This is a genomic window from Corticimicrobacter populi (assembly GCF_003123725.1).
GTDB lineage: Bacteria > Pseudomonadota > Gammaproteobacteria > Burkholderiales > Burkholderiaceae_B > Corticimicrobacter > Corticimicrobacter populi.
On record NZ_QETA01000002.1, the window covers coordinates 507,965 to 526,406 of the forward strand.

At 60.2% G+C, this 18,442-nt stretch carries 20 protein-coding genes; 19 read left to right on the forward strand and 1 reads right to left on the reverse strand.

What is annotated here, in order from left to right:
* Positions 1 to 156: 156 nt before the first annotated feature.
* From DD235_RS07665 to recO, 19 genes are all read left to right on the forward strand, one after another.
* A complete protein-coding gene (locus DD235_RS07665; protein WP_109061437.1) occupies positions 157 to 1,383 on the forward strand; it encodes a GGDEF domain-containing protein in 1,227 nt (408 codons plus the stop codon).
* Positions 1,384 to 1,440: 57 nt separating this feature from the next.
* Complete coding sequence (locus tag DD235_RS07670) at positions 1,441 to 2,010, forward strand: YceD family protein (RefSeq protein WP_162300437.1); 570 nt, start codon at positions 1,441 to 1,443, stop codon at positions 2,008 to 2,010.
* A 72-nt stretch (positions 2,011 to 2,082) separates the two neighbouring features.
* The gene (rpmF, locus tag DD235_RS07675) at positions 2,083 to 2,265 is read left to right on the forward strand and encodes a 50S ribosomal protein L32 (protein WP_109061439.1); all 183 of its coding nucleotides are present in this window, start codon (positions 2,083 to 2,085) and stop codon (positions 2,263 to 2,265) included.
* 74 nt (positions 2,266 to 2,339) lie between these two features.
* A complete protein-coding gene (plsX, locus tag DD235_RS07680) occupies positions 2,340 to 3,425 on the forward strand; it encodes a phosphate acyltransferase PlsX (protein ID WP_109061440.1) in 1,086 nt (361 codons plus the stop codon).
* On the forward strand, positions 3,425 to 4,411 hold the full coding sequence (locus DD235_RS07685; RefSeq protein ID WP_109061441.1) for a beta-ketoacyl-ACP synthase III: 987 nt from the start codon (positions 3,425 to 3,427) through the stop codon (positions 4,409 to 4,411). The genes plsX and DD235_RS07685 overlap by 1 nt, the downstream gene beginning before the upstream one ends.
* 58 nt (positions 4,412 to 4,469) lie before the next feature.
* Complete coding sequence (gene fabD / locus DD235_RS07690) at positions 4,470 to 5,402, forward strand: ACP S-malonyltransferase (RefSeq protein WP_109061442.1); 933 nt, start codon at positions 4,470 to 4,472, stop codon at positions 5,400 to 5,402.
* Positions 5,403 to 5,404: 2 nt separating this feature from the next.
* Positions 5,405 to 6,160, forward strand: a complete 756-nt coding sequence (fabG, locus tag DD235_RS07695; protein ID WP_109061443.1) for a 3-oxoacyl-ACP reductase FabG — start codon at positions 5,405 to 5,407, stop codon at positions 6,158 to 6,160.
* 200 nt (positions 6,161 to 6,360) lie between these two features.
* Positions 6,361 to 6,600, forward strand: coding sequence for an acyl carrier protein (gene acpP / locus DD235_RS07700; RefSeq protein ID WP_109061444.1), 240 nt, complete (start codon positions 6,361 to 6,363; stop codon positions 6,598 to 6,600).
* 232 nt (positions 6,601 to 6,832) lie between these two features.
* Positions 6,833 to 8,062, forward strand: coding sequence for a beta-ketoacyl-ACP synthase II (gene fabF, locus DD235_RS07705; protein ID WP_109061445.1), 1,230 nt, complete (start codon positions 6,833 to 6,835; stop codon positions 8,060 to 8,062).
* 1 nt (position 8,063) lies between these two features.
* Positions 8,064 to 8,576, forward strand: coding sequence for a hypothetical protein (locus DD235_RS07710; RefSeq protein WP_146193455.1), 513 nt, complete (start codon positions 8,064 to 8,066; stop codon positions 8,574 to 8,576).
* On the forward strand, positions 8,573 to 9,172 hold the full coding sequence (gene rpoE / locus DD235_RS07715; RefSeq protein WP_109061447.1) for an RNA polymerase sigma factor RpoE: 600 nt from the start codon (positions 8,573 to 8,575) through the stop codon (positions 9,170 to 9,172). The genes DD235_RS07710 and rpoE overlap by 4 nt, the downstream gene beginning before the upstream one ends.
* 12 nt (positions 9,173 to 9,184) lie before the next feature.
* Positions 9,185 to 9,691, forward strand: coding sequence for a sigma-E factor negative regulatory protein (locus tag DD235_RS07720; protein ID WP_109061448.1), 507 nt, complete (start codon positions 9,185 to 9,187; stop codon positions 9,689 to 9,691).
* 56 nt (positions 9,692 to 9,747) lie between these two features.
* Positions 9,748 to 10,737 carry a MucB/RseB C-terminal domain-containing protein gene (locus tag DD235_RS07725; protein ID WP_162300438.1) on the forward strand — a complete coding sequence of 330 codons (990 nt, stop codon included), beginning with the start codon at positions 9,748 to 9,750 and terminating at the stop codon, positions 10,735 to 10,737.
* 55 nt (positions 10,738 to 10,792) lie between these two features.
* A complete protein-coding gene (locus DD235_RS07730) occupies positions 10,793 to 12,274 on the forward strand; it encodes a DegQ family serine endoprotease (RefSeq protein ID WP_109061450.1) in 1,482 nt (493 codons plus the stop codon).
* Between the two features lie 91 nt (positions 12,275 to 12,365).
* Complete coding sequence (gene lepA, locus DD235_RS07735; RefSeq protein WP_109061451.1) at positions 12,366 to 14,159, forward strand: translation elongation factor 4; 1,794 nt, start codon at positions 12,366 to 12,368, stop codon at positions 14,157 to 14,159.
* Positions 14,156 to 15,040 (forward strand): signal peptidase I, encoded by an 885-nt coding sequence (gene lepB, locus DD235_RS07740; protein ID WP_109061452.1) that lies wholly within the window; start codon positions 14,156 to 14,158, stop codon positions 15,038 to 15,040. Before lepA ends, lepB begins: the two co-directional genes overlap by 4 nt.
* 26 nt (positions 15,041 to 15,066) lie before the next feature.
* Complete coding sequence (rnc, locus tag DD235_RS07745; protein ID WP_109061453.1) at positions 15,067 to 15,849, forward strand: ribonuclease III; 783 nt, start codon at positions 15,067 to 15,069, stop codon at positions 15,847 to 15,849.
* Complete coding sequence (gene era, locus DD235_RS07750; protein ID WP_109061454.1) at positions 15,846 to 16,736, forward strand: GTPase Era; 891 nt, start codon at positions 15,846 to 15,848, stop codon at positions 16,734 to 16,736. Before rnc ends, era begins: the two co-directional genes overlap by 4 nt.
* Positions 16,729 to 17,391 carry a DNA repair protein RecO gene (gene recO / locus DD235_RS07755; RefSeq protein WP_109061455.1) on the forward strand — a complete coding sequence of 221 codons (663 nt, stop codon included), beginning with the start codon at positions 16,729 to 16,731 and terminating at the stop codon, positions 17,389 to 17,391. The genes era and recO overlap by 8 nt, the downstream gene beginning before the upstream one ends.
* A 61-nt stretch (positions 17,392 to 17,452) precedes the next feature.
* On the opposite strand, the gene epsC is transcribed toward recO, so the two are convergent.
* On the reverse strand, positions 17,453 to 18,418 hold the full coding sequence (gene epsC / locus DD235_RS07760) for a serine O-acetyltransferase EpsC (RefSeq protein ID WP_109061456.1): 966 nt from the start codon (positions 18,416 to 18,418) through the stop codon (positions 17,453 to 17,455).
* Between the last annotated feature and the right edge of the window lie 24 nt (positions 18,419 to 18,442).

Consider the following 18,442-nt stretch of genomic DNA (forward strand, 5'->3'; position numbering starts at 1 on the left):
GCATCTCCAGGCGGGGTGCGACCCTGTCGTCGTTTTTGACCAACCAGGGCTCGGACTCGTTGATATGGAACAAGACATTTTTTGTTTCTATTTGATTAAATAGGATATCGAGGAGCAAAAAAACGCGATTGCTCGTTGAGAAGGAGCAGTTCCGATATGCTGAACATCAAGCACTCCTGGGCCCATATCCTGCAAAATATTGTTGGGCCGACGCATCCTTCGTTTCGACAATTGCTGCGGTTGATTGTGCCGTTTGGGCGCTCTCCTTCCATTCGTCGGCATGCTGCGTCGGTCATCATGGCCCGGGTGCAGTTGATCTGCTTCCTGTTTGCCTGGCTGGTGCCATTGTGTGCCGTCGTTGACTGGTGGGTGTTTGATGCGGTCGAGGCAACCAAGCTGACCATTCTGCGTTTTATTGCCGGAGGCATCTTTGCCATGCTGGCCTGGCCGCGCAATCTGCCGCCACGCAGGCCCTATCGCCGGGCCATGTGGATGCTGTTCTGCATGCTGCTGGTGCCTTCGCTGTTTTATCTGGGTGTGTTGCAGGCCGTGGATACGGCACGCCTGACCGAGGAGCAGCGGCTGGTTGTGCAGTTGTATGCCCTGATGCCGACCATCGTCTTGGGTGGCCTGGCGATTTTTCCGTTGTCTGCGCTCGAAATCCTGCTGCTGTCCCTGCCTGCGCTGGCAACGGCGATTGCGGGCCTGCAATTGTCCGATCATGTGTTGTCGTGGACGCAGCACGGCGCTGCGCTGTGGTTCATGTGCATGATGACGGGGGTCTCCATGTTTTCGGGGATGAGTCAGTCTCACTATATGGAGAGTCTGGTACATCAGGCCACGACCGATCCGCTGACCGGAGCGCTGACGCGGCGTTCAGGGGTTGAGACCCTGGAGCGGCTGTTTTTGCTGGCAGAGCAGACGAATGCGCCATTGGCCCTGGCATTTTTTGATATTGACCATTTCAAGGCGATCAATGACCAGTTCGGACACGATGCGGGCGACCAGGCGTTGCGATCGCTGGTGGCGGAGTTGAAGAAATACCTGAGGCGAGGGGATGCCTTGGTGCGCTGGGGAGGAGAAGAGTTTGTCGTTGTGCTGCCGGATATGGCAGTATCGCAATTGCCTATTTTCCTGGGCAGGATACAGGCGGGCGGGCTGGGGCACCGGCTTGATGGTCGTGCACTGGAGGCCTCTGTCGGTATTGCCGAGCGGCGCGCCGATGGTGCGGGCGACTGGACATCGTTGGTCGAACTGGCCGATCACCGGATGTATCAGGCCAAGCATGAAGGCCGTTCGTGTATCGTGATGCCTGATCATAGTGTCGTGAAACTGACGATGGTCAGCAGGCAGGATTTGACCAGTCAGGCTAGAAAAAGCTAGAATCCAATGTTTTTCGTCGGCTAGGCCTCTGTAATGAGTGGATCACCCCAGGATAAATTGCAAAAATCATTGCAGAAAGCGGGGCGGCAGGCTGCGGAGCAGAACCTGCACAGTGTGAACCTGATCGAGTGGCGCAGGTTGTCACTCTCTGCAGAAGGTCAGTTGCCACTGGCGCGTTTTTCCAGGCTGCTTGATGGTATGCCGGAACAGTTGCCGCAGGCCAGTGTGTCTTGGTCTGCCCGTTGTGTCAGGGGTGTCCGTGGCGAGCCGCGTTTCGAGCTTGAGGTCAAGGCCGATCCGCTGGTTGAATGCCAGCGTTGTCTGGAACCTTTCCCCTGGCCGATTGATGTGCATGCCACATTCGATCTGGTTGACAGCGAGGCTGAACTGAATGCCGAAGTGCCTGTCGATGAAGACGGCGAGGTGCTGGAAGAGCCCGAGCGATTGCTGTGCTCTGGTCGGTTCGATCTGATGAGCCTGATTGAAGATGAATTGGTGCTGGCGGTGCCCTATGTGCCTCGCCATGCGCAGTGTGAATTGCCGGTTGATGTCGAGCCGGCACCCGAGTTGCCCGAGCGTCCGTCACCTTTTGCGGCGCTGGCGGCATTGAAAGATAAAAAGCAGTAATCGTTTTTGAACCACTTGCGGGTCGCCCGTTGCGTACATCGCGTACAATACGATCCGTTTCCAGGAGTTATCATGGCTGTTCAACAAAACAAGAAGTCTTCCTCCAAGCGTGGCATGCATCGTTCCCACGACTTTCTGACCAACCCGCCCACGGCCGTCGAGCCGACGACGGGCAAGGTCCATCTGCGTCACCACATCAGCGCCGACGGTTTCTACCGTGGTCGCAAGGTGCTCAAGACCAACAGCGAAGACTGATCTGCCTGTCAGGTCGAATAGTGGCGCCGGCAGGTCCGGCGCCGACTTCTTTCTGGTCCTGAAAAGCTGACATCGTGATACGTATCGCCATTGACTGCATGGGTGGAGATGCGGGCTTGCCCGTAACTGTACCTGCAGCGCTTGATTTTTTGCGTCGCTATCCGGATGTTCAGGTGCTGCTGGTTGGCCTGTCCGAGCCCATTGGCGCGCTTGTTGCGGCCGATGCTGCTGCGCCCAGGGATCGCATCGAGATTGTTCATGCCGACGAGGTTGTCACCATGGATGATCCTGTCGAAGTGGCCCTGCGTCGCAAGAAGAATTCGTCCATGCGGCTGGCTGCTCTGGCTGTCAAAGATGGCCAAGCCGATGCCTGTATCTCTGCGGGCAATACCGGTGCCTGGATGGCGGTGTCGCGCTATGTTCTCAAAACGCTGGACGGTATAGACCGGCCGGCGATTGCGACTGCGTTGCCGAATCGCAAGGGCGGTGGAACGACCGTTCTCGATCTGGGGGCCAATGTCGATTGCACGCCCGAGCACCTGCTGCAGTTCGCAGTGATGGGGGCAGCACTGGTGCAGTGCCAGACCTCAGGGCAACGGCCCAGCGTGGGGTTGCTCAATATCGGCGAAGAAGCCATCAAGGGCAATGAGGTGGTCAAGGATGCGGCAGAGTTGCTGCGTGCCAGCCCACTGAATTTCTATGGCAACGTCGAAGGTAACGATATTTTCAAGGGTACGGTCGACGTCGTGGTTTGCGATGGCTTCGTCGGCAATGTCGTGCTCAAATCGGTGGAGGGCTTGGCCAGCATGCTTTCGGGCATCATTCGCGAAGAATTTCATCGCGGTCTGTTGAGCAAGCTGGCTGGTCTGTTGGCAAGTCCCGTGCTGGGGCGCCTGCGCACGCGCGTGGACAATCGTCGTTACAATGGCGCGGCCCTGCTGGGGTTGCGCGGTGTGGTCATCAAGAGCCACGGTTCGGCCGATGTCTATGCCTACGGTTGCGCGCTTGAACGTGCCCGAGAGGCAGTGGCCAATGGTCTGCTGGCACGCACTGCACAGCAGGTTGCCGAGATTCGGCGCAGCCTTGATGCTGCAGGTGTATTGCCGGCCGCCGATGCGCGGCATGATGCGAACGGCGCAGAGGGAGGCGCTGTCGCTTGATGGGAGTCATCATGAAATATGCTCAGATTGCCGGTACGGGCAGCTATCTGCCTCCGCGCGTCGTCTCCAATGACATGCTGGCCGAAGAACTGGCCGGTCGTGGCATCGAAACTTCCGATCAGTGGATCGTCGAGCGTACGGGTATCCGGCAGCGTCATATCGCCGAGCGAGGTGTGACCACCAGCGAACTGGCGACCAAGGCAGCCCGGCAGGCGCTTGAGGATGCCGAGGCGACGGCGGATGAGATCGATCTCATTATCGTGGCCACATCCACGCCCGATTTCGTGTTTCCCAGTACGGCCTGCCTGGTGCAAGGAAAACTCGGCTCGGTCGGGGCCGCTGCGTTCGATGTTCAGGCCGTTTGCAGTGGCTTCGTCTATGCGCTGACGACGGCTGACAGCTTTATTCGTGCCGGACGCGCACGTTGTGCACTGGTCATCGGTGCCGAAGTGTTCTCCAGCATTCTTGACTGGAGTGATCGCAGTACCTGCGTGCTGTTCGGTGATGGTGCGGGTGCTGTCGTCCTGCGTGCGGCCGACGAGCCGGGTATCAAGGCGGCCAGCCTGCATGCGGATGGCAGTCAGATGAAAATTCTCTGTGCCGCGGGTAACGTTGCCTATGGGCAGGTGACGGGCGATCCTTTCCTGCGCATGGATGGTCAGGCTGTATTCAAGCAGGCCGTGACCGTACTCGAGAAATCGGCACGTGCAGTATGCGAAGAGGCTGGCGTGGCGCTCGATCAGGTCGACTGGATGATTCCTCACCAGGCCAATCTGCGCATTCTCAATATGCTGGCGCGCAAGCTGGGTGTCCCCATGGAGCAGGTCGTGGTCACGCTGGATCGTCATGCCAATACGTCGGCTGCCAGTGTGCCGCTGGCATTGGATGTCGCTCGCCGTGAAGGCCGCATCCTGCCAGGACAACATGTGCTGATGCAGGGTGTTGGTGGTGGTTTTACCTGGGGATCCGTGCTGGCCCGCATGTAATGTAGCCGGGCTGTGCGTTCTCTGCGATCAATCATTTGCAAGCGAGGCAAATCCATTCATGAAAATTGCTTTTGTCTTTCCGGGCCAGGGTTCCCAGTCTGTCGGCATGCTTGATGCATGGGCCGGCAATGCTGCTGTGTCGGCTGTCATCGAGCGTGCTGGTCAGGCACTGGGCCAGGATCTGGCTACCCTGATCGCACAGGGACCCGCCGAGCAGCTCAACCTGACCACCAATACTCAGCCTGTGATGCTGGCGGCCGATGTGGCAATTCATGCCGCCTGGGTTGCTGCAGGGGGCGCGCAGCCCGCAGTCATGGCAGGACACAGCCTGGGTGAATATGCAGCCTTGACGGCTGCCGGCGTGCTGTCGCTGGAAGATGCTGTGCGCCTGGTGCGCATACGTGCCGATGCCATGCAATCTGCAGTGCCGGTAGGCACCGGCGCGATGGCCGCCATTCTGGGCCTGGATGATGCGACTGTCGTTGCCGCCTGCCAGCAGGCAGCGCAGGGCGAGGTGGTCGAGGCTGTCAATTTCAATGCGCCTGCCCAGGTTGTGATTGCGGGTGCCAAGGCTGCCGTCGAGCGCGCCTGCGAGGCTGCCAAGGCTGCCGGTGCCAAGCGCGCCTTGTTGTTGCCCGTGTCTGCTCCCTTTCATTCCAGCTTGCTTGAGCCGGCAGCCAATGTGCTGAAGTCGGCCCTGGCGGGTGTCGAGATCAATGTGCCGCAGGTGCCTGTCATCAATAATGTGGATGTGGCTGCCCAGGCCGGCGCGGATGCCATCCGTGATGCACTGGTCCGGCAGGCCTGGCATCCTGTGCGCTGGGTCGAGACTATCCAGGCCATGAAGGCGCAGGGTGTCACACACGTGGTCGAATGTGGCCCGGGCAAGGTGTTGAGCGGCCTGGTCAAGCGTATTGATGCTGACCTGACTGCATTGTCGATTACCGATCCGGCATCTCTCGATGCCGCTTTGACTGCTTTGGGAGCATGAACATGTCTGAAACCACTCTTGAGCTGACCGGCAAGGTTGCGCTGGTGACCGGAGCCACCCGCGGTATCGGCCAGGCCATTGCGCTCGAACTGGCGCGTGCCGGTGCGGTCGTGGTCGGCACGGCAACTTCCGAGTCAGGTGCCGAGGCGATCAGCGCTTCTCTGGCACCGTTCGGTGGTCGTGGTGTGGTGCTGAATGTGACTGATGCGGCAGCCAGCGAGGCGCTGGTGGCCGAGCTGAACAAGGAAGCTGCCGCTGGTCCTCACATCCTGGTGAACAATGCAGGCATCACGCGCGACATGCTGGCCATGCGTATGAAAGACGACGAGTGGTCGGATGTGATCGATACCAACCTGTCTGCCGTATTCCGTCTGTCGCGGGCCGTACTGCGCAATATGATGAAGGCTCGTTGGGGCCGCATCATCAATATCACCTCGGTGGTGGGTGCCAGCGGCAACGCCGGCCAGGCCAACTATGCTGCTGCCAAGGCGGGTGTTGCTGGGATGAGCCGTGCGTTGGCACGTGAACTGGGCAGCCGCAATATTACGGTAAACTGTGTCGCACCCGGCTTCATCGAGACGGACATGACGCGTGGCCTGAGCGAAAACCAGACGGCTGCGCTGCTGGGGCAGATTCCGCTGGGCCGCCTGGGGGCGGCTGCCGATATCGCCCATGCCGTAGGCTTCCTGGCAAGCCCGCGTGCTGAATATGTGACGGGCGCGACGTTGCACGTCAATGGTGGTATGTACATGGAATAAAACCGTATCCGGTCTGGGCACGCCGATGCGCAGGGCCGGAAACCGGGTTTTGAGGTGCGTTGAACATGGGGCTAACCCGGACAAACGCTGTCCGGAAGGCTTTTTTCCCCACTCAATGCGGTTTTTTTGTCATGGCCGGTGTATGCAAGCGCCTACGCTTGGCTATAATTCGCGGGACTTGTCCCTTATTGGAGATCTGCATGGAAAGCATCGAACAGCGCGTCAAGAAGATCGTCGCTGAACAACTTGGCGTCAATGAAGCCGAGATCAAGAACGAATCTTCCTTTCTTGACGACCTCGGTGCCGATTCACTCGACATGGTCGAATTGGTAATGGCGCTCGAAGACGAGTTCGAAACCGAGATTCCCGACGAGGAAGCCGAGAAAATCACCAACGTGCAACAGGCCATCGGCTACATTACTGCCAATTCCAAGCAGTAATCTTGCATGTTCGAAGCTGGTCATGTCGTCTCGGCATGGCTCAGTCTACATGGGTGGCGCAGGCGGGTCCGGCGTGTTGCATGATGGGCGCAGAAGCGGCTCATGCTTCCCGGATCCCTCGGCCACCTTTTTTTGTCGCCAGGCTGCACCTCTGGCAACGGCGTGCTTTACGGCATGCTGCCAGCCGATGGTGCCGCATGGGGGCATTGTTTGTATGTTTTAGGAGTCTTGCGTGAAGCGACGCGTCGTCATCACCGGCCTGGGCATTGTCTCTCCCGTAGGCAACGACATTGCCACCGCCTGGGACAACATCATCAATGGACGCTCCGGTATCGACCGGATCACCCGTTTTGATGCCTCGGGCCTGAACTGCCACATCGCCGGCGAGGTCAAGGGATTCGATATCGGCCAGTACATTTCCGAAAAAGAAGCCCGCCATATGGATACCTTCATCCATTATGGAGTGGCCGCAGGTATGCAGGCATGGCGTGACAGCGGCATTGTCGTTACCGAGGAAAATGCCGAACGTATCGGCGTCGTGGTCGGCTCCGGCATCGGCGGTCTGCCGCTGATCGAACAGACCCAAATGGAATATCAGGCGCGTGGCGCACGGCGCATCTCGCCGTTCTTCGTGCCTGCGTCCATCATCAACATGATTTCCGGACATCTGTCGATCCAGTTCGGCCTGAAGGGGCCCAACTATTCGATCGTGTCTGCCTGCACCACGGGCCTGCATTGCATTGGTGATGCTGCTCGCTTGATCGAATACGGCGATGCTGATGTCATGCTGGCCGGCGGTGCCGAATCGAGCGTATCTCCTCTGGGCGTAGGTGGCTTTGCCTCTGCACGTGCACTGTCGACGCGCAACGATGATCCGCAGACCGCGTCTCGCCCCTGGGACAAGGATCGTGATGGCTTCGTGCTGGGCGAAGGTGCTGGCGTACTGGTGCTCGAGGAATACGAGCATGCCAAGAAGCGCGGTGCCCGTATTTATGGTGAACTGGCTGGCTACGGCATGAGTGCCGACGCCCACCACATCACTGCGCCGGATCGTGATGGTCCGCGTCGCGGCATGCTCAATGCGATGCGCAACGGCGGCTTCAACCCCGATGAGGTGCAGTATGTCAATGCACACGGTACCTCCACGCCGCTGGGCGACCGTAACGAAACCGAGGCGCTCAAGCTGGCTTTTGGCGACCATGCGCGCAAGCTCACGGTCAACTCCACCAAGTCCATGACCGGCCATTTGCTGGGTGCAGCGGGCGGTATCGAGGCTGTATTCACGACACTGGCTGTCTACAACCAGATTTCGCCGCCGACTATCAATATCTTCAATCAGGATCCGGATTGCGATCTGGATTACTGCGCCAACGAGGCGCGGCCGATGAAGATCGACATCGCAATGTCCAACTCTTTCGGTTTCGGTGGAACCAACGGTTCCATGGCCGTACGCAAGGTCTGAGTTGACGGCGGCACGGGGGCCTGTTTCTACGACAGCAGTCCGGACGGTCAATGCCACCGTCCGGCCGTCCCGCTTCATGGCGCTGGCAGCGTTGTCGCTGGCGCTGCTTTTCCTTCTCTCCATGATGCTGCTGAGCCGGGATCTGTCTGTGATGACATCCTGGCTGGTGTTGCTGGCCGGCGTATCTGTGGCGACGGCGGCATGTTGCCATGCATGGCGTGGACGCATCACGGCGATCGCCGCCGCTCCTGGCGCACCCTGGCAATTCAGGACGGCCCGTACCGGCTGGTGCTGTGGCAGGGCGCTCGGCTTTGCGCGCGGAGCGGGTTGGCTACGTGTCAGGGTGCTGCCGTGCAATGATGGGACATCTGCCTTCGCACCCACGGGCAGGCCGTTCTGGTTTACGCTGTGGCGTGACAGCATGCCGGCACCCGACTGGCGTCGGCTCCAGCTTATCGCCATGTGGCAGGGGCAGCGCAGCATGGTGGATGTCCGCCAACAGGAATATGTATGACCGAACGCGATGTGGATAACGAACTGGTCGTTCGCGTTCAGCGCGGGGACAAGGCCGCATTCGATCTGCTGGTGCTCAAGTACCAGCGCAAGATCATGCGCCTTGTATCCCGCATGGTGCGCGATCAGGCTGAGGTCGAGGATGTCGTGCAGGAGGCCTTTATCAAGGCCTACAGGGCGCTGCCCCAGTTTCGCGGCGACAGTGCCTTTTACACCTGGCTCTACAGAATCGCCATCAATACGGCACGCAACTGGTTGTCATCGGCAGGCCGCCGTCCGAGTGCGCCCAGCGCAATCGAAACGGAAGACGGTGAAACTTTTGACGAAACCGACAACCTAACCGATATCAGCACCCCTGAATCCGTGCTGGCAAGCCGTCAGGTCGCCGCTGCAGTCAATGATGCGATCGAGACCTTGCCGGACGAGTTGCGTACGGCAATCGTTCTGCGCGAGATTGAAGGTATGAGCTATGAGGACATTGCCCAGAGCATGGGCTGTCCGATCGGCACGGTGCGTTCACGAATTTTCCGGGCACGCGAAGCTATTTCCGCACGCCTGCGGCCATTGCTGGATACCGACGCCGAGCGTCGCTGGTAGGAGTCACAAAAAATGCAAGCTGCTGTAAAAACTGACGATCAGGCTGCCTCGCCGAACCGGCAGGAGCTGCTGTCTGCCTGGATGGATGGCGAACATGCGGGGCCACTGCCGGATGTGCTGCACACTGCAGCAGGGCGTACGCAATGGGAGGCTTGGCACCTGATCGGCGATGTGCTGCGCAGCGAACAGCTTTCTGCAGGCCCCAGTGCGCGCTTCCGGGCGAACATGGCGGCAGCGCTGGAGCAGGAAGCAGTCATCGTTTCTCTGTCACGCAGGCAACGCTTTATCCGTGCCAGCCTGTCCGGGCTGGCAGTTGCCGCCGCAGTGGCTACGGTCGTCTGGATTGCCCAACCCTACATGGTGACGCCAGCGCCGGACAATACGCGGATATTGGCCGAAGCCTCTACGGGTCCTGTCGAGGCCGCGGATGCCAGCAAGCTGCATGGCTATCTTGATGCGCACAGACAGTTTGCAGGCAGTGGCATGGTGCAGCAGGCATCCTACGGGGTGCCGCGATAATGTCGGCGCGACTGGCAGTGGCTGTGAGCGAGCGGGGCGGTTTGGCACGGGGATGCATGGCTTTGTGTCTGTTGCTGGCGGCGGGCCTGGTGCAGGCACAGGCTCCAGCACCACAGGATGCCCCGCAGGCTGGCGAGGATGCGGTCGCGTTGCTGGATCGTATCCAGCGGGCTGCAGCCCGCCTGGATTACAGTGGTATTTTTACCCGGCAGTATGGCAACGAACTGTATGCGTCTCGGATTGTTCATATCCTCGACGGTACCGGTGAAAGGGAGCGGGTCGAGTCCCTTGATGGCGAACGCCGTGAATTCCTGCGTCACAATGAGGAAGTGCAGTGCCTGATGCCGGAACAGAAAACGGTCTATATGGAAAAGCATCGCCAGGATCGCTTTCCGGGTCTGCTGCGCGAAGACAGCCATGACATCGGCAGCCATTACACCGTTGTGTCTACGGGTGAGCAGGAGCGGGTCGCAGGCCATGCCTGCAACTGGTTTGCCTTGAAGCCTGTGGATGACCTGCGCTATGGCTATCGCCTGTGTGTTGATACCGATAATGATCTCCTGCTCAAGCGGCAGACATTTGACACCGACGGGCAACTGGTCGAGCAGGTAGCCTTCAACATGCTGCAATTGGGGGATCAGGTTCAGACCGACTGGCTCAAGAGCGACTGGGCACCGCGAGACTGGAAAGTGGTTGAGCCAGTGGTGTCGTCGGTCGATCTCGCCGGGCAGGGCTGGCGCATACCGGTGCCTCCCGGGTTCAGGCCCGTGCTGGAAGTCGAGCGCATGATGGGGCCGGAGCGGCCTGTCAGCCAATGGGTTTTGTCTGATGGGCTGTCTGCGTTGTCGGTCTTTATCGAACTTTACAAAGATCAGGATGCTGAACGCCACCCCAAGGGAACTTTGCAGTTTGGCGCTGTCCATGTATATGGCGCGCGGCTGGCGGATTTCTGGCTGACGGCGGTCGGCGAGGTGCCGGCCCGGACACTGCAGCGTCTGGTGCAGGATAGTGAATATGTGCCCAGGCAGGATGCAGCGCCCCGTTGATAATCGTATGCCAGTCCCCATCTGGTATTGCAGTATCATTTTCGGAGCATGACACATGCACATTGATAAAGTTTCTCATCGTTTTCTGCGGCTGATTGCCGCCGCAGCGGCTGCCATCAGCCTGCTGCAGGCGCCGGTCGCAATGGCCCAGCCGGTGGCGGGTCTGCCTGATTTCACCCAGATCGTCGAAAAGACCGATCCTGCTGTCGTCAACATCCGTACCACTGCGACCGTTCCCGTGCGCAATTTTGGCGGCAATGGCGATCCCTATGACATGTTCCGTTGGTTCTTCGGCCCGGATTTCAATCCGGGTGGACAGGGTGCACCCGGTCCGCGCGGCCGTCAGCAACAGCCGCAGCAACCCCAGGCACCGCAGGAAGAGCGGACGGTGCCACGTGGCGTAGGCTCGGGGTTTTTCATCTCCAACGATGGCTATATCCTGACCAATGCCCATGTAGTGGACGAGGCAACTGACATTTTCGTCACGCTCAGCGATGGCCGAGAATTCAAGGCCAAGCTGATCGGCTCCGATGCCCGTACCGACGTGGCGCTGGTCAAGATCGATTCCGACCAGAACATCACGCCCCTCGATATCGGTGATCCCAAGCTGTTGCGCAAGGGGCAATGGGTGCTGGCCATCGGATCGCCGTTCGGTCTTGAGTCTACCGTGACGGCGGGTATCGTCAGTGCCACGGGCCGCGATACGGGAGAGTACCTGCCGTTCATTCAGACCGATGTCGCAGTGAATCCCGGCAATTCGGGCGGACCGTTGATCAACCTGAATGGCGAAGTGGTGGGTATCAACTCGCAGATTATTTCGCGCAGCGGTGGTTTCATGGGCATTTCGCTGGCCATTCCTATTGATGAGGCCATGCAGGTGGTCGACCAGTTGCGTGCCACCGGTCACGTGACCCGGGGTCGTATCGGCGTGCAGATCGGTGAAGTCAGCAAGGAAGTGGCCGATGCCATTGGCCTGTCCAAGGCGGAAGGCGCACTGGTCAGTATGGTCGAGCCCGATGGTCCTGCCGACAAGGCGGGTGTCGAGGCGGGCGACGTGATCATCAAGTTCAACAAGCAGCCGATCACCCGCTGGTCCGACCTGCCGCGCATCGTAGGCCAGGTCAAGCCGGGCACCGAGTCTTCGCTTGAAGTCTGGCGCAAGGGCCGAGCTCGTACGCTCAAGGTCACTGTGGCCCAGATGGAAGATGGCAATGCCGCTGCCACCGACAGCGAAAGCACCGAGAGTGCCGCACCTGCGCAGACCAACGCATTGGGCCTGGCGGTGACCGAACTGACGGCCGAGGCACGTGAGCGCCTGCGTGTGCGTGGCGGTGTGCTGGTGCAATCGGCTGAAGGTGCCGCAGCATCGGCAGGCCTGACCCAGGGGGATGTAATCCTGGCGCTCAATGACCAGGATGTGACCTCGCCCAGCCAGTTCAACCAGCTGGTTTCGGGTCTGGATACCTCCCGCGCAGCCGCATTGCTGGTGCGCCGTGGCGACCAGACGCAATGGGTCGCTGTGCAGCCCGCCAAGTAACGCTAAAATGGTGGATTGACGCGAAGGGGCGCGCTGCGCCCCTTTTTTTGTCCTGGCTGACGGACCTCTCTCTGATTGCCCTTCACACTACATGCAGCGTATACGCAACTTTTCGATTATTGCTCACATCGACCATGGCAAGTCGACCCTGGCTGACCGGCTGATCCAACGCTGTGGTGGCCTGCAGGACCGTGAAATGTCCGAGCAGGTGCTTGATTCGATGGACATTGAACGCGAACGCGGCATCACCATCAAGGCTCAGACGGCCTCGCTCAGCTACAAGGCCCGTGACGGCCATACCTATTACCTGAATTTGATCGATACCCCGGGGCACGTCGATTTTTCGTACGAGGTCAGCCGTTCCCTGGCGGCCTGCGAAGGTGCGCTGCTGGTGGTCGACGCCTCGCAGGGTGTCGAGGCACAGACCGTTGCCAACTGCTATACCGCCATCGACCTTGAGGTCGAGGTGGTGCCGGTGCTCAACAAGATGGATCTGCCGTCGGCCAATCCTGAAGCTGCCGTCGAGGAAATCGAGGATGTGATCGGCATTGATGCCACGCGCGCGATTCCTGCCAGCGCCAAGACCGGCATGGGCATCGACGATATCCTTGAGGCCATCGTCGAGCGCATCCCGGCTCCCAAGGGCGACCCGGATGCGCCGCTGCAGGCGCTGATTGTCGATTCCTGGTTCGATAACTATGTCGGCGTGGTCATGCTGGTGCGCGTGTTCAATGGTTCCCTCAAGCAGCGCGACAAAATCCTGCTGATGGCGACTGGCGCTGCCCATCCCTGCGAGCAGATCGGTGTGTTTACGCCCAAGGCCGAACCACGCCAGAGTCTGTCGGCAGGCGAGGTAGGCTTCCTGATCACAGGCATCAAGGACCTGGCGCATGCCAAGGTCGGCGATACAGTCACGCTGGCCAACAAGCCAGCAAGCTCGGCGCTGTCCGGTTTCAAAGAGGTCAAGCCGCAGGTGTTTGCCGGCCTGTTCCCGGTCGAGTCGAGCCAGTACGATGCGTTGCGAGATTCGCTCGACAAGCTCAAGCTCAACGATGCCGCCCTGCAGTACGAGCCCGAAGTGTCCCAGGCGTTGGGCTTCGGCGTGCGTTGCGGCTTCCTGGGGCTGTTGCACATGGAAATCGTGCAGGAGCGCCTGGAGCGCGAATTCGACATGGACCTGATCACGACCGCGCCGTCAGTGGTGTATCAGGTTGATCTGCGTGATGGCACTACGATCTCGGTCGACAGTCCGGCACGCATGCCCGAAGTGGGGAGGCTGCTCGATATCCGCGAGCCTGTGGTGACAGTCACGCTGTTCATGCCGCAGGAGTATGTCGGTCCGGTCCTGACATTGTGTACCGCCAAGCGTGGGATTCAGATCGATATGTCCTACCATGGCCGGCAGGTACACCTGATCTATGAAATCCCGCTGGCGGAAATCGTGCTCGATTTCTTTGATCGCCTCAAGTCGGTCTCGCGCGGCTACGCATCGATGGACTATGAGTTCAAGGAATATCGCAGCGCCGATGTGGTCAAGGTCGATATCCTGATCAACGGAGACCGGGTCGATGCGCTGTCGCTGATTGTTCATCGGTCCAATGCCCGCTATCGGGCCCGTGAAGTGGTTTCCAAAATGCGTGGGCTGATCCCGCGCCAGATGTACGATGTGGCGATCCAGGCTGCCATCGGTGCCGAGGTCATCGCGCGTGAAAACGTCAAGGCCCTGCGCAAGAACGTGCTGGCCAAATGCTACGGTGGCGATATTAGCCGCAAGAAGAAGCTGCTCGAAAAGCAGAAGGCCGGCAAGAAGCGCATGAAGCAGGTCGGCAGCGTCGAGATTCCGCAGGAAGCCTTCCTGGCCATTTTGCAGGTGGAAGAAAAATGAGTTGGAACTTTGCCTTGATCCTGTTCATCCTGTTGCTGGTCACTGGCGTGATCTGGGGGCTGGACGTGGCAGTCTGGCGGCGCAGGCGTCGCCAGCGCGTAGCCGATGTCATGGCACATTACGATGCCATTGCCGCCGGTCCGGCCGAAGTGGTGGCACAGGAGCGCGAACGCGCCCTCGAGGAAGCACGCCACGTGCCCTGGTGGATCGAGTACGGTGTCAGCTTCTTTCCGGTCATCCTGTTCGTGTTCGTGCTGCGTTCCTTCGTGGTCGAGCCGTTTCGAATCCCGTCCGGCTCCATGTTGCCGACGCTGCAATCGGGTGACCTGATTCTGGTCAAGAAGTACAGCTATGGCATTCGCCTGCCGGTGATTGACCGCAAGGTGATCGAGACCGGGCAGCCGGAGCGTGGCGACGTGGTCGTGTTCCGTTATCCCGTCGAGCCCGAAGTCGATTACATCAAGCGCGTCGTCGGCCTGCCGGGTGACGAGGTGGCCTATCTGGACAAGCGGCTCTTCGTCAATGGGCAGGAGGTCAAGCACGAGCGTGCCGACGAGTATTTCGAGCCGGATCGCATGCTGTATACCACCCGCTACAAAGAGCACCTGGGCGATGTCGATCACAGCATCCTGCTCGACGAGCGCAATTACCAGGCACTGGGGCCGATCACCAATTTCCCGTTCCGTGATCAGTGCGAGTATGCCCGCAATGGGGTGCGCTGCACGGTGCCCGAGGGGCATTACTTCGTGATGGGTGACAATCGCGACAACAGCCAGGACAGCCGCTACTGGGGCTTCGTGCCCGACCAGAACATTGTCGGCAAAGCGTTCTTCATCTGGATGAACTTCAGCGACCTGGGCCGTATTGGCCGCTTCGATTAACCGTTTTTACTTAGATAGACTTTCGCATGTCGTTTGCCGCCCTAGAGCGCCGCCTGAATTACACCTTCGCCAATCCTGCACTGTTGCAGCAGGCGCTGACCCATCGCAGCCACAGTGCCCGTCACAACGAGCGCCTGGAATTCCTGGGCGACGGCGTCCTCAACTTTGTGGTGGCAGCGCTGCTGTACGAGCGTTTCCAGAACATTGACGAGGGGGACCTGTCGCGCGTTCGGGCCAGCCTGGTCAAGCAATCCACGCTGGCCGATATCGCGCAGCGACTGGACCTCTCGGGCTATCTGCGCCTGGGCGAGGGCGAACTCAAGAGCGGTGGCTTTCGCCGGCCTTCTATCCTGGCCGATGCGGTCGAGGCCATTCTGGGGGCCATCTATCTCGATCAGGGCTTCGAGGCCGTGCGGCAGGTCATTGCCGGCTTGTATCGTGAGTTGCTCGACAAGGTCGATCCCGATACGCAGGGCAAAGATGCCAAGACCTTGCTGCAGGAGTGGTTGCAGGGACGGCATCTTGAATTGCCGCAGTATCAGGTGGTTTGCATCCACGGCGTGGCCCATGATCAGCAGTTCGAGGTCGAGTGCGCCGTACCGGCCTTCGATATCCATATTCGTGCTAACGGCAGCAGCCGCCGTGCGGCCGAACAGACAGCCGCCGGGCAGGTGCTGGAGCAGCTTCTGCCGTTGTCGCCGGTCGACATCAAGCGTCGCCAGGCCGCCGGCAAGGCGCGCCAGCAGGCTGAACGCCTGGCACAGTTCAAGGCTACCCATGGACGGGCGGCACAAGGAGAATCCCGATGAGTACGCCTTTCCGTTGTGGTTTTGTGGCAGTGGTCGGTCGGCCCAACGTCGGCAAGTCCACGCTCAGCAATGCCCTGATCGGTGCCAAGGTGTCGATTGTCTCGCGCAAGGCGCAGACGACGCGGCACCGTATTCATGGCGTGCTGACGCGCGAGCACGAGCAATTCGTGTTTGTCGACACGCCTGGCTTTCAGACCCGCCATGGTGGCGCGATGAACCGGATGATGAACCGGGTGGTCACGCAGACGCTGGCCGATGTCGATGTGGTGGTGCATGTGGTCGAAGCCGGCAAGTGGTCGGCAGGCGATGCCAACCTGCTGCCGTTGCTGCCCAAGGATGGTACCAAGGTGATCCTGGCCGTCAACAAAATCGATGCGCTCAAAAATCGCGATGACCTGTTTGCCTATGTCGGCAAGCTGGCCAGCCTGTATCCCTACGATGCCGTCGTGCCTGTCAGTGCGCTCAAGTCGCGCCAGCTGGATCATCTGCTGACGGAAATCGCGCAACGCCTGCCGGAAGGCGAGCCCATGTTCGAAGTGGATGCGCTGACCGATCGCTCCACTCGTTTCATCGCAGCCGAGCTGATTCGCGAGAAAATATTCCGTCTGGTCGGCGACGAGTTGCCCTACGCCTGCACCGTGGTCATCGAGCAATGGGAAGAAACCGAGAAAGGTGCCAGCGTAGCGGCCTGTATCGTGGTCGAGCGCGACAGCCATCGCCCCATTCTGCTGGGCGCGGGTGGACAGCACATGAAGCGTATCGCCACCGAAGCGCGTCAGGAACTGATCAAGCTGCTCGACAAGCCCGTGCACCTGGAGGTCTATATCAAGGTGCGCAAGGGCTGGTCGGACAAGGAAAGCGCATTGCGCGAACTGGGGTATGAATAGCCCGGTGGTGACAACTGCGCCCGAGGCCGCTCCGGTCGCCGGGCGTGAACGCCGCCCGTCACGCCCCCGGGCACGGACTCAGCGGGTGCAGGATGCGCCTGCATATATTCTGCACAGCACCGCCTGGAAGGAAACATCACTGGTCGTGCAGGCTTTTTCTCGTGAGCATGGCCTGCTGGCGCTGGTTGCGAAAGGTGCCAAGCGTCCCCATTCCCTGCTGCGTCCTGTTTTATCGGCCTTCCAACCGTTGCTGCTGTCCTGGAGTGGTGCCGCCGAGGTCAAGACGATGACTCATGGCGAGTCAGCAGGCATCCGTCCGCTGCAGGGTACGGCCTGGATGTCGGCCTGGTACCTCAACGAACTGCTGCTGCGCATGTTGCCGCGCGAAGATCCCCATCCCGCGCTGTATGACGCCTACGAGTATGCGTTGCTGTCCCTGGCAGCAGGGCGGCGGCCGGCGGCGGCCTTGCGTCGCTTCGAATGGATTCTGTTGCACGAGAATGGCTATGGCGTGGATGAGGCCATGCCGGATTTCGGGGACCCGGCGCTGGCACCGCAGTTGCGCCAGCAGTTGCGTGAACGGCTGGAGCAGCATCTCAGTGGTCGGGAACTGGCCACGCGCAAGGTGTTGATGGATCTGCAGCGCTTGGGTTGACGAGCTGTGCGGCGCTATCGACCGCCCGGGCAGAATTTACTGTGTGTCGCCTCGCACGCACTCATCCTGCAGGCTCAGCCAGGATCTCGGCAGCAGGTGTGTTGAGCAGGCTGTTCTGCGTGATGTGCGTGTCGGCATCGACGCTGTGCGTCAGCCAGACATTGCCGCCAATGACCGAACGGCTTCCTACCGTGATCCGCCCCAGCAGCGTGGCTCCGGCATAGATCACCACATCGTCCTCGATCACCGGATGGCGGGGAACGCCCTTTTGCAATACGCCGTTCTGGTCTGTCGGAAAACGTCTGGCTCCGAGGGTGACGGCCTGATAAAGACGGACCCGCTCACCAATTACCGTGGTTTCGCCGATGACCACCCCGGTACCGTGATCGATGAAAAAGCTGCCGCCGATGGCCGCGCCCGGATGAATGTCGATGCCGGTGTCGCCGTGGGCGATCTCGGCCACGATGCGGGCGACCAGGGGGGCCCCAAGGCGATACAGGGCATGGGCCAGACGGTGGTGGATGATGGCGGTGATGCCCGGATAGCAGAGCAGGACCTCGTCCACGCTGCGTGCGGCCGGGTCGTTGTCGAAGGCGGCCTGCACGTCGGTATCCAGCAGGGCACGCAGGTCCGGCAATTGCGCGGCGAAGTCGGCCACGATATCCACGGCGCGCTGTTCCTCCTCGGGCGTGGGGTCGGTATGGCGAGCCGCATAGCGCAGTTCCAGTTTTACCTGTGCCAGCAGTTCGTCAAGCACCGTGCCCAGTGTATGGCCGATGTAGTAGTTTTCGCGGGTTTGCTTCAGGTCGGCCGGGCCGAGGCGCATCGGGAAGAGCGCCCCGGTCAGTTGCTGGACCAGTCGGCGCAGCACCTCGCGTGAGGGAAATTCGCGGTTGGTTTCTTCCTGGTTGCGTTGCTGGCGACTGCGCCAGCGGGCACGTACCGTATAAAGTTCAGCGACGATCTGGTCGATATTCCAGCGCGAGGGGCCGGAGTAGGGCAGGATGCCCGAGCGGAGTTCTGTCATGGTGATAGGCCGTGGTATCGGATA

Coding starts and splice junctions, on each gene's coding strand:
- DD235_RS07665 (WP_109061437.1), top strand. CDS start 157: ATGCTGAACATCAAGCACTCCTGGGCCCATATCCTGCAAAATATTGTT.
- rpmF (WP_109061439.1), top strand. CDS start 2,083: ATGGCTGTTCAACAAAACAAGAAGTCTTCCTCCAAGCGTGGCATGCAT.
- DD235_RS07685 (WP_109061441.1), top strand. CDS start 3,425: ATGGGAGTCATCATGAAATATGCTCAGATTGCCGGTACGGGCAGCTAT.
- fabD (WP_109061442.1), top strand. CDS start 4,470: ATGAAAATTGCTTTTGTCTTTCCGGGCCAGGGTTCCCAGTCTGTCGGC.
- fabG (WP_109061443.1), top strand. CDS start 5,405: ATGTCTGAAACCACTCTTGAGCTGACCGGCAAGGTTGCGCTGGTGACC.
- acpP (WP_109061444.1), top strand. CDS start 6,361: ATGGAAAGCATCGAACAGCGCGTCAAGAAGATCGTCGCTGAACAACTT.
- rpoE (WP_109061447.1), top strand. CDS start 8,573: ATGACCGAACGCGATGTGGATAACGAACTGGTCGTTCGCGTTCAGCGC.
- DD235_RS07720 (WP_109061448.1), top strand. CDS start 9,185: ATGCAAGCTGCTGTAAAAACTGACGATCAGGCTGCCTCGCCGAACCGG.
- DD235_RS07725 (WP_162300438.1), top strand. CDS start 9,748: ATGGCTTTGTGTCTGTTGCTGGCGGCGGGCCTGGTGCAGGCACAGGCT.
- DD235_RS07730 (WP_109061450.1), top strand. CDS start 10,793: ATGCACATTGATAAAGTTTCTCATCGTTTTCTGCGGCTGATTGCCGCC.
- lepA (WP_109061451.1), top strand. CDS start 12,366: ATGCAGCGTATACGCAACTTTTCGATTATTGCTCACATCGACCATGGC.
- lepB (WP_109061452.1), top strand. CDS start 14,156: ATGAGTTGGAACTTTGCCTTGATCCTGTTCATCCTGTTGCTGGTCACT.
- rnc (WP_109061453.1), top strand. CDS start 15,067: ATGTCGTTTGCCGCCCTAGAGCGCCGCCTGAATTACACCTTCGCCAAT.
- era (WP_109061454.1), top strand. CDS start 15,846: ATGAGTACGCCTTTCCGTTGTGGTTTTGTGGCAGTGGTCGGTCGGCCC.
- recO (WP_109061455.1), top strand. CDS start 16,729: ATGAATAGCCCGGTGGTGACAACTGCGCCCGAGGCCGCTCCGGTCGCC.
- epsC (WP_109061456.1), bottom strand. CDS start 18,418: ATGACAGAACTCCGCTCGGGCATCCTGCCCTACTCCGGCCCCTCGCGC.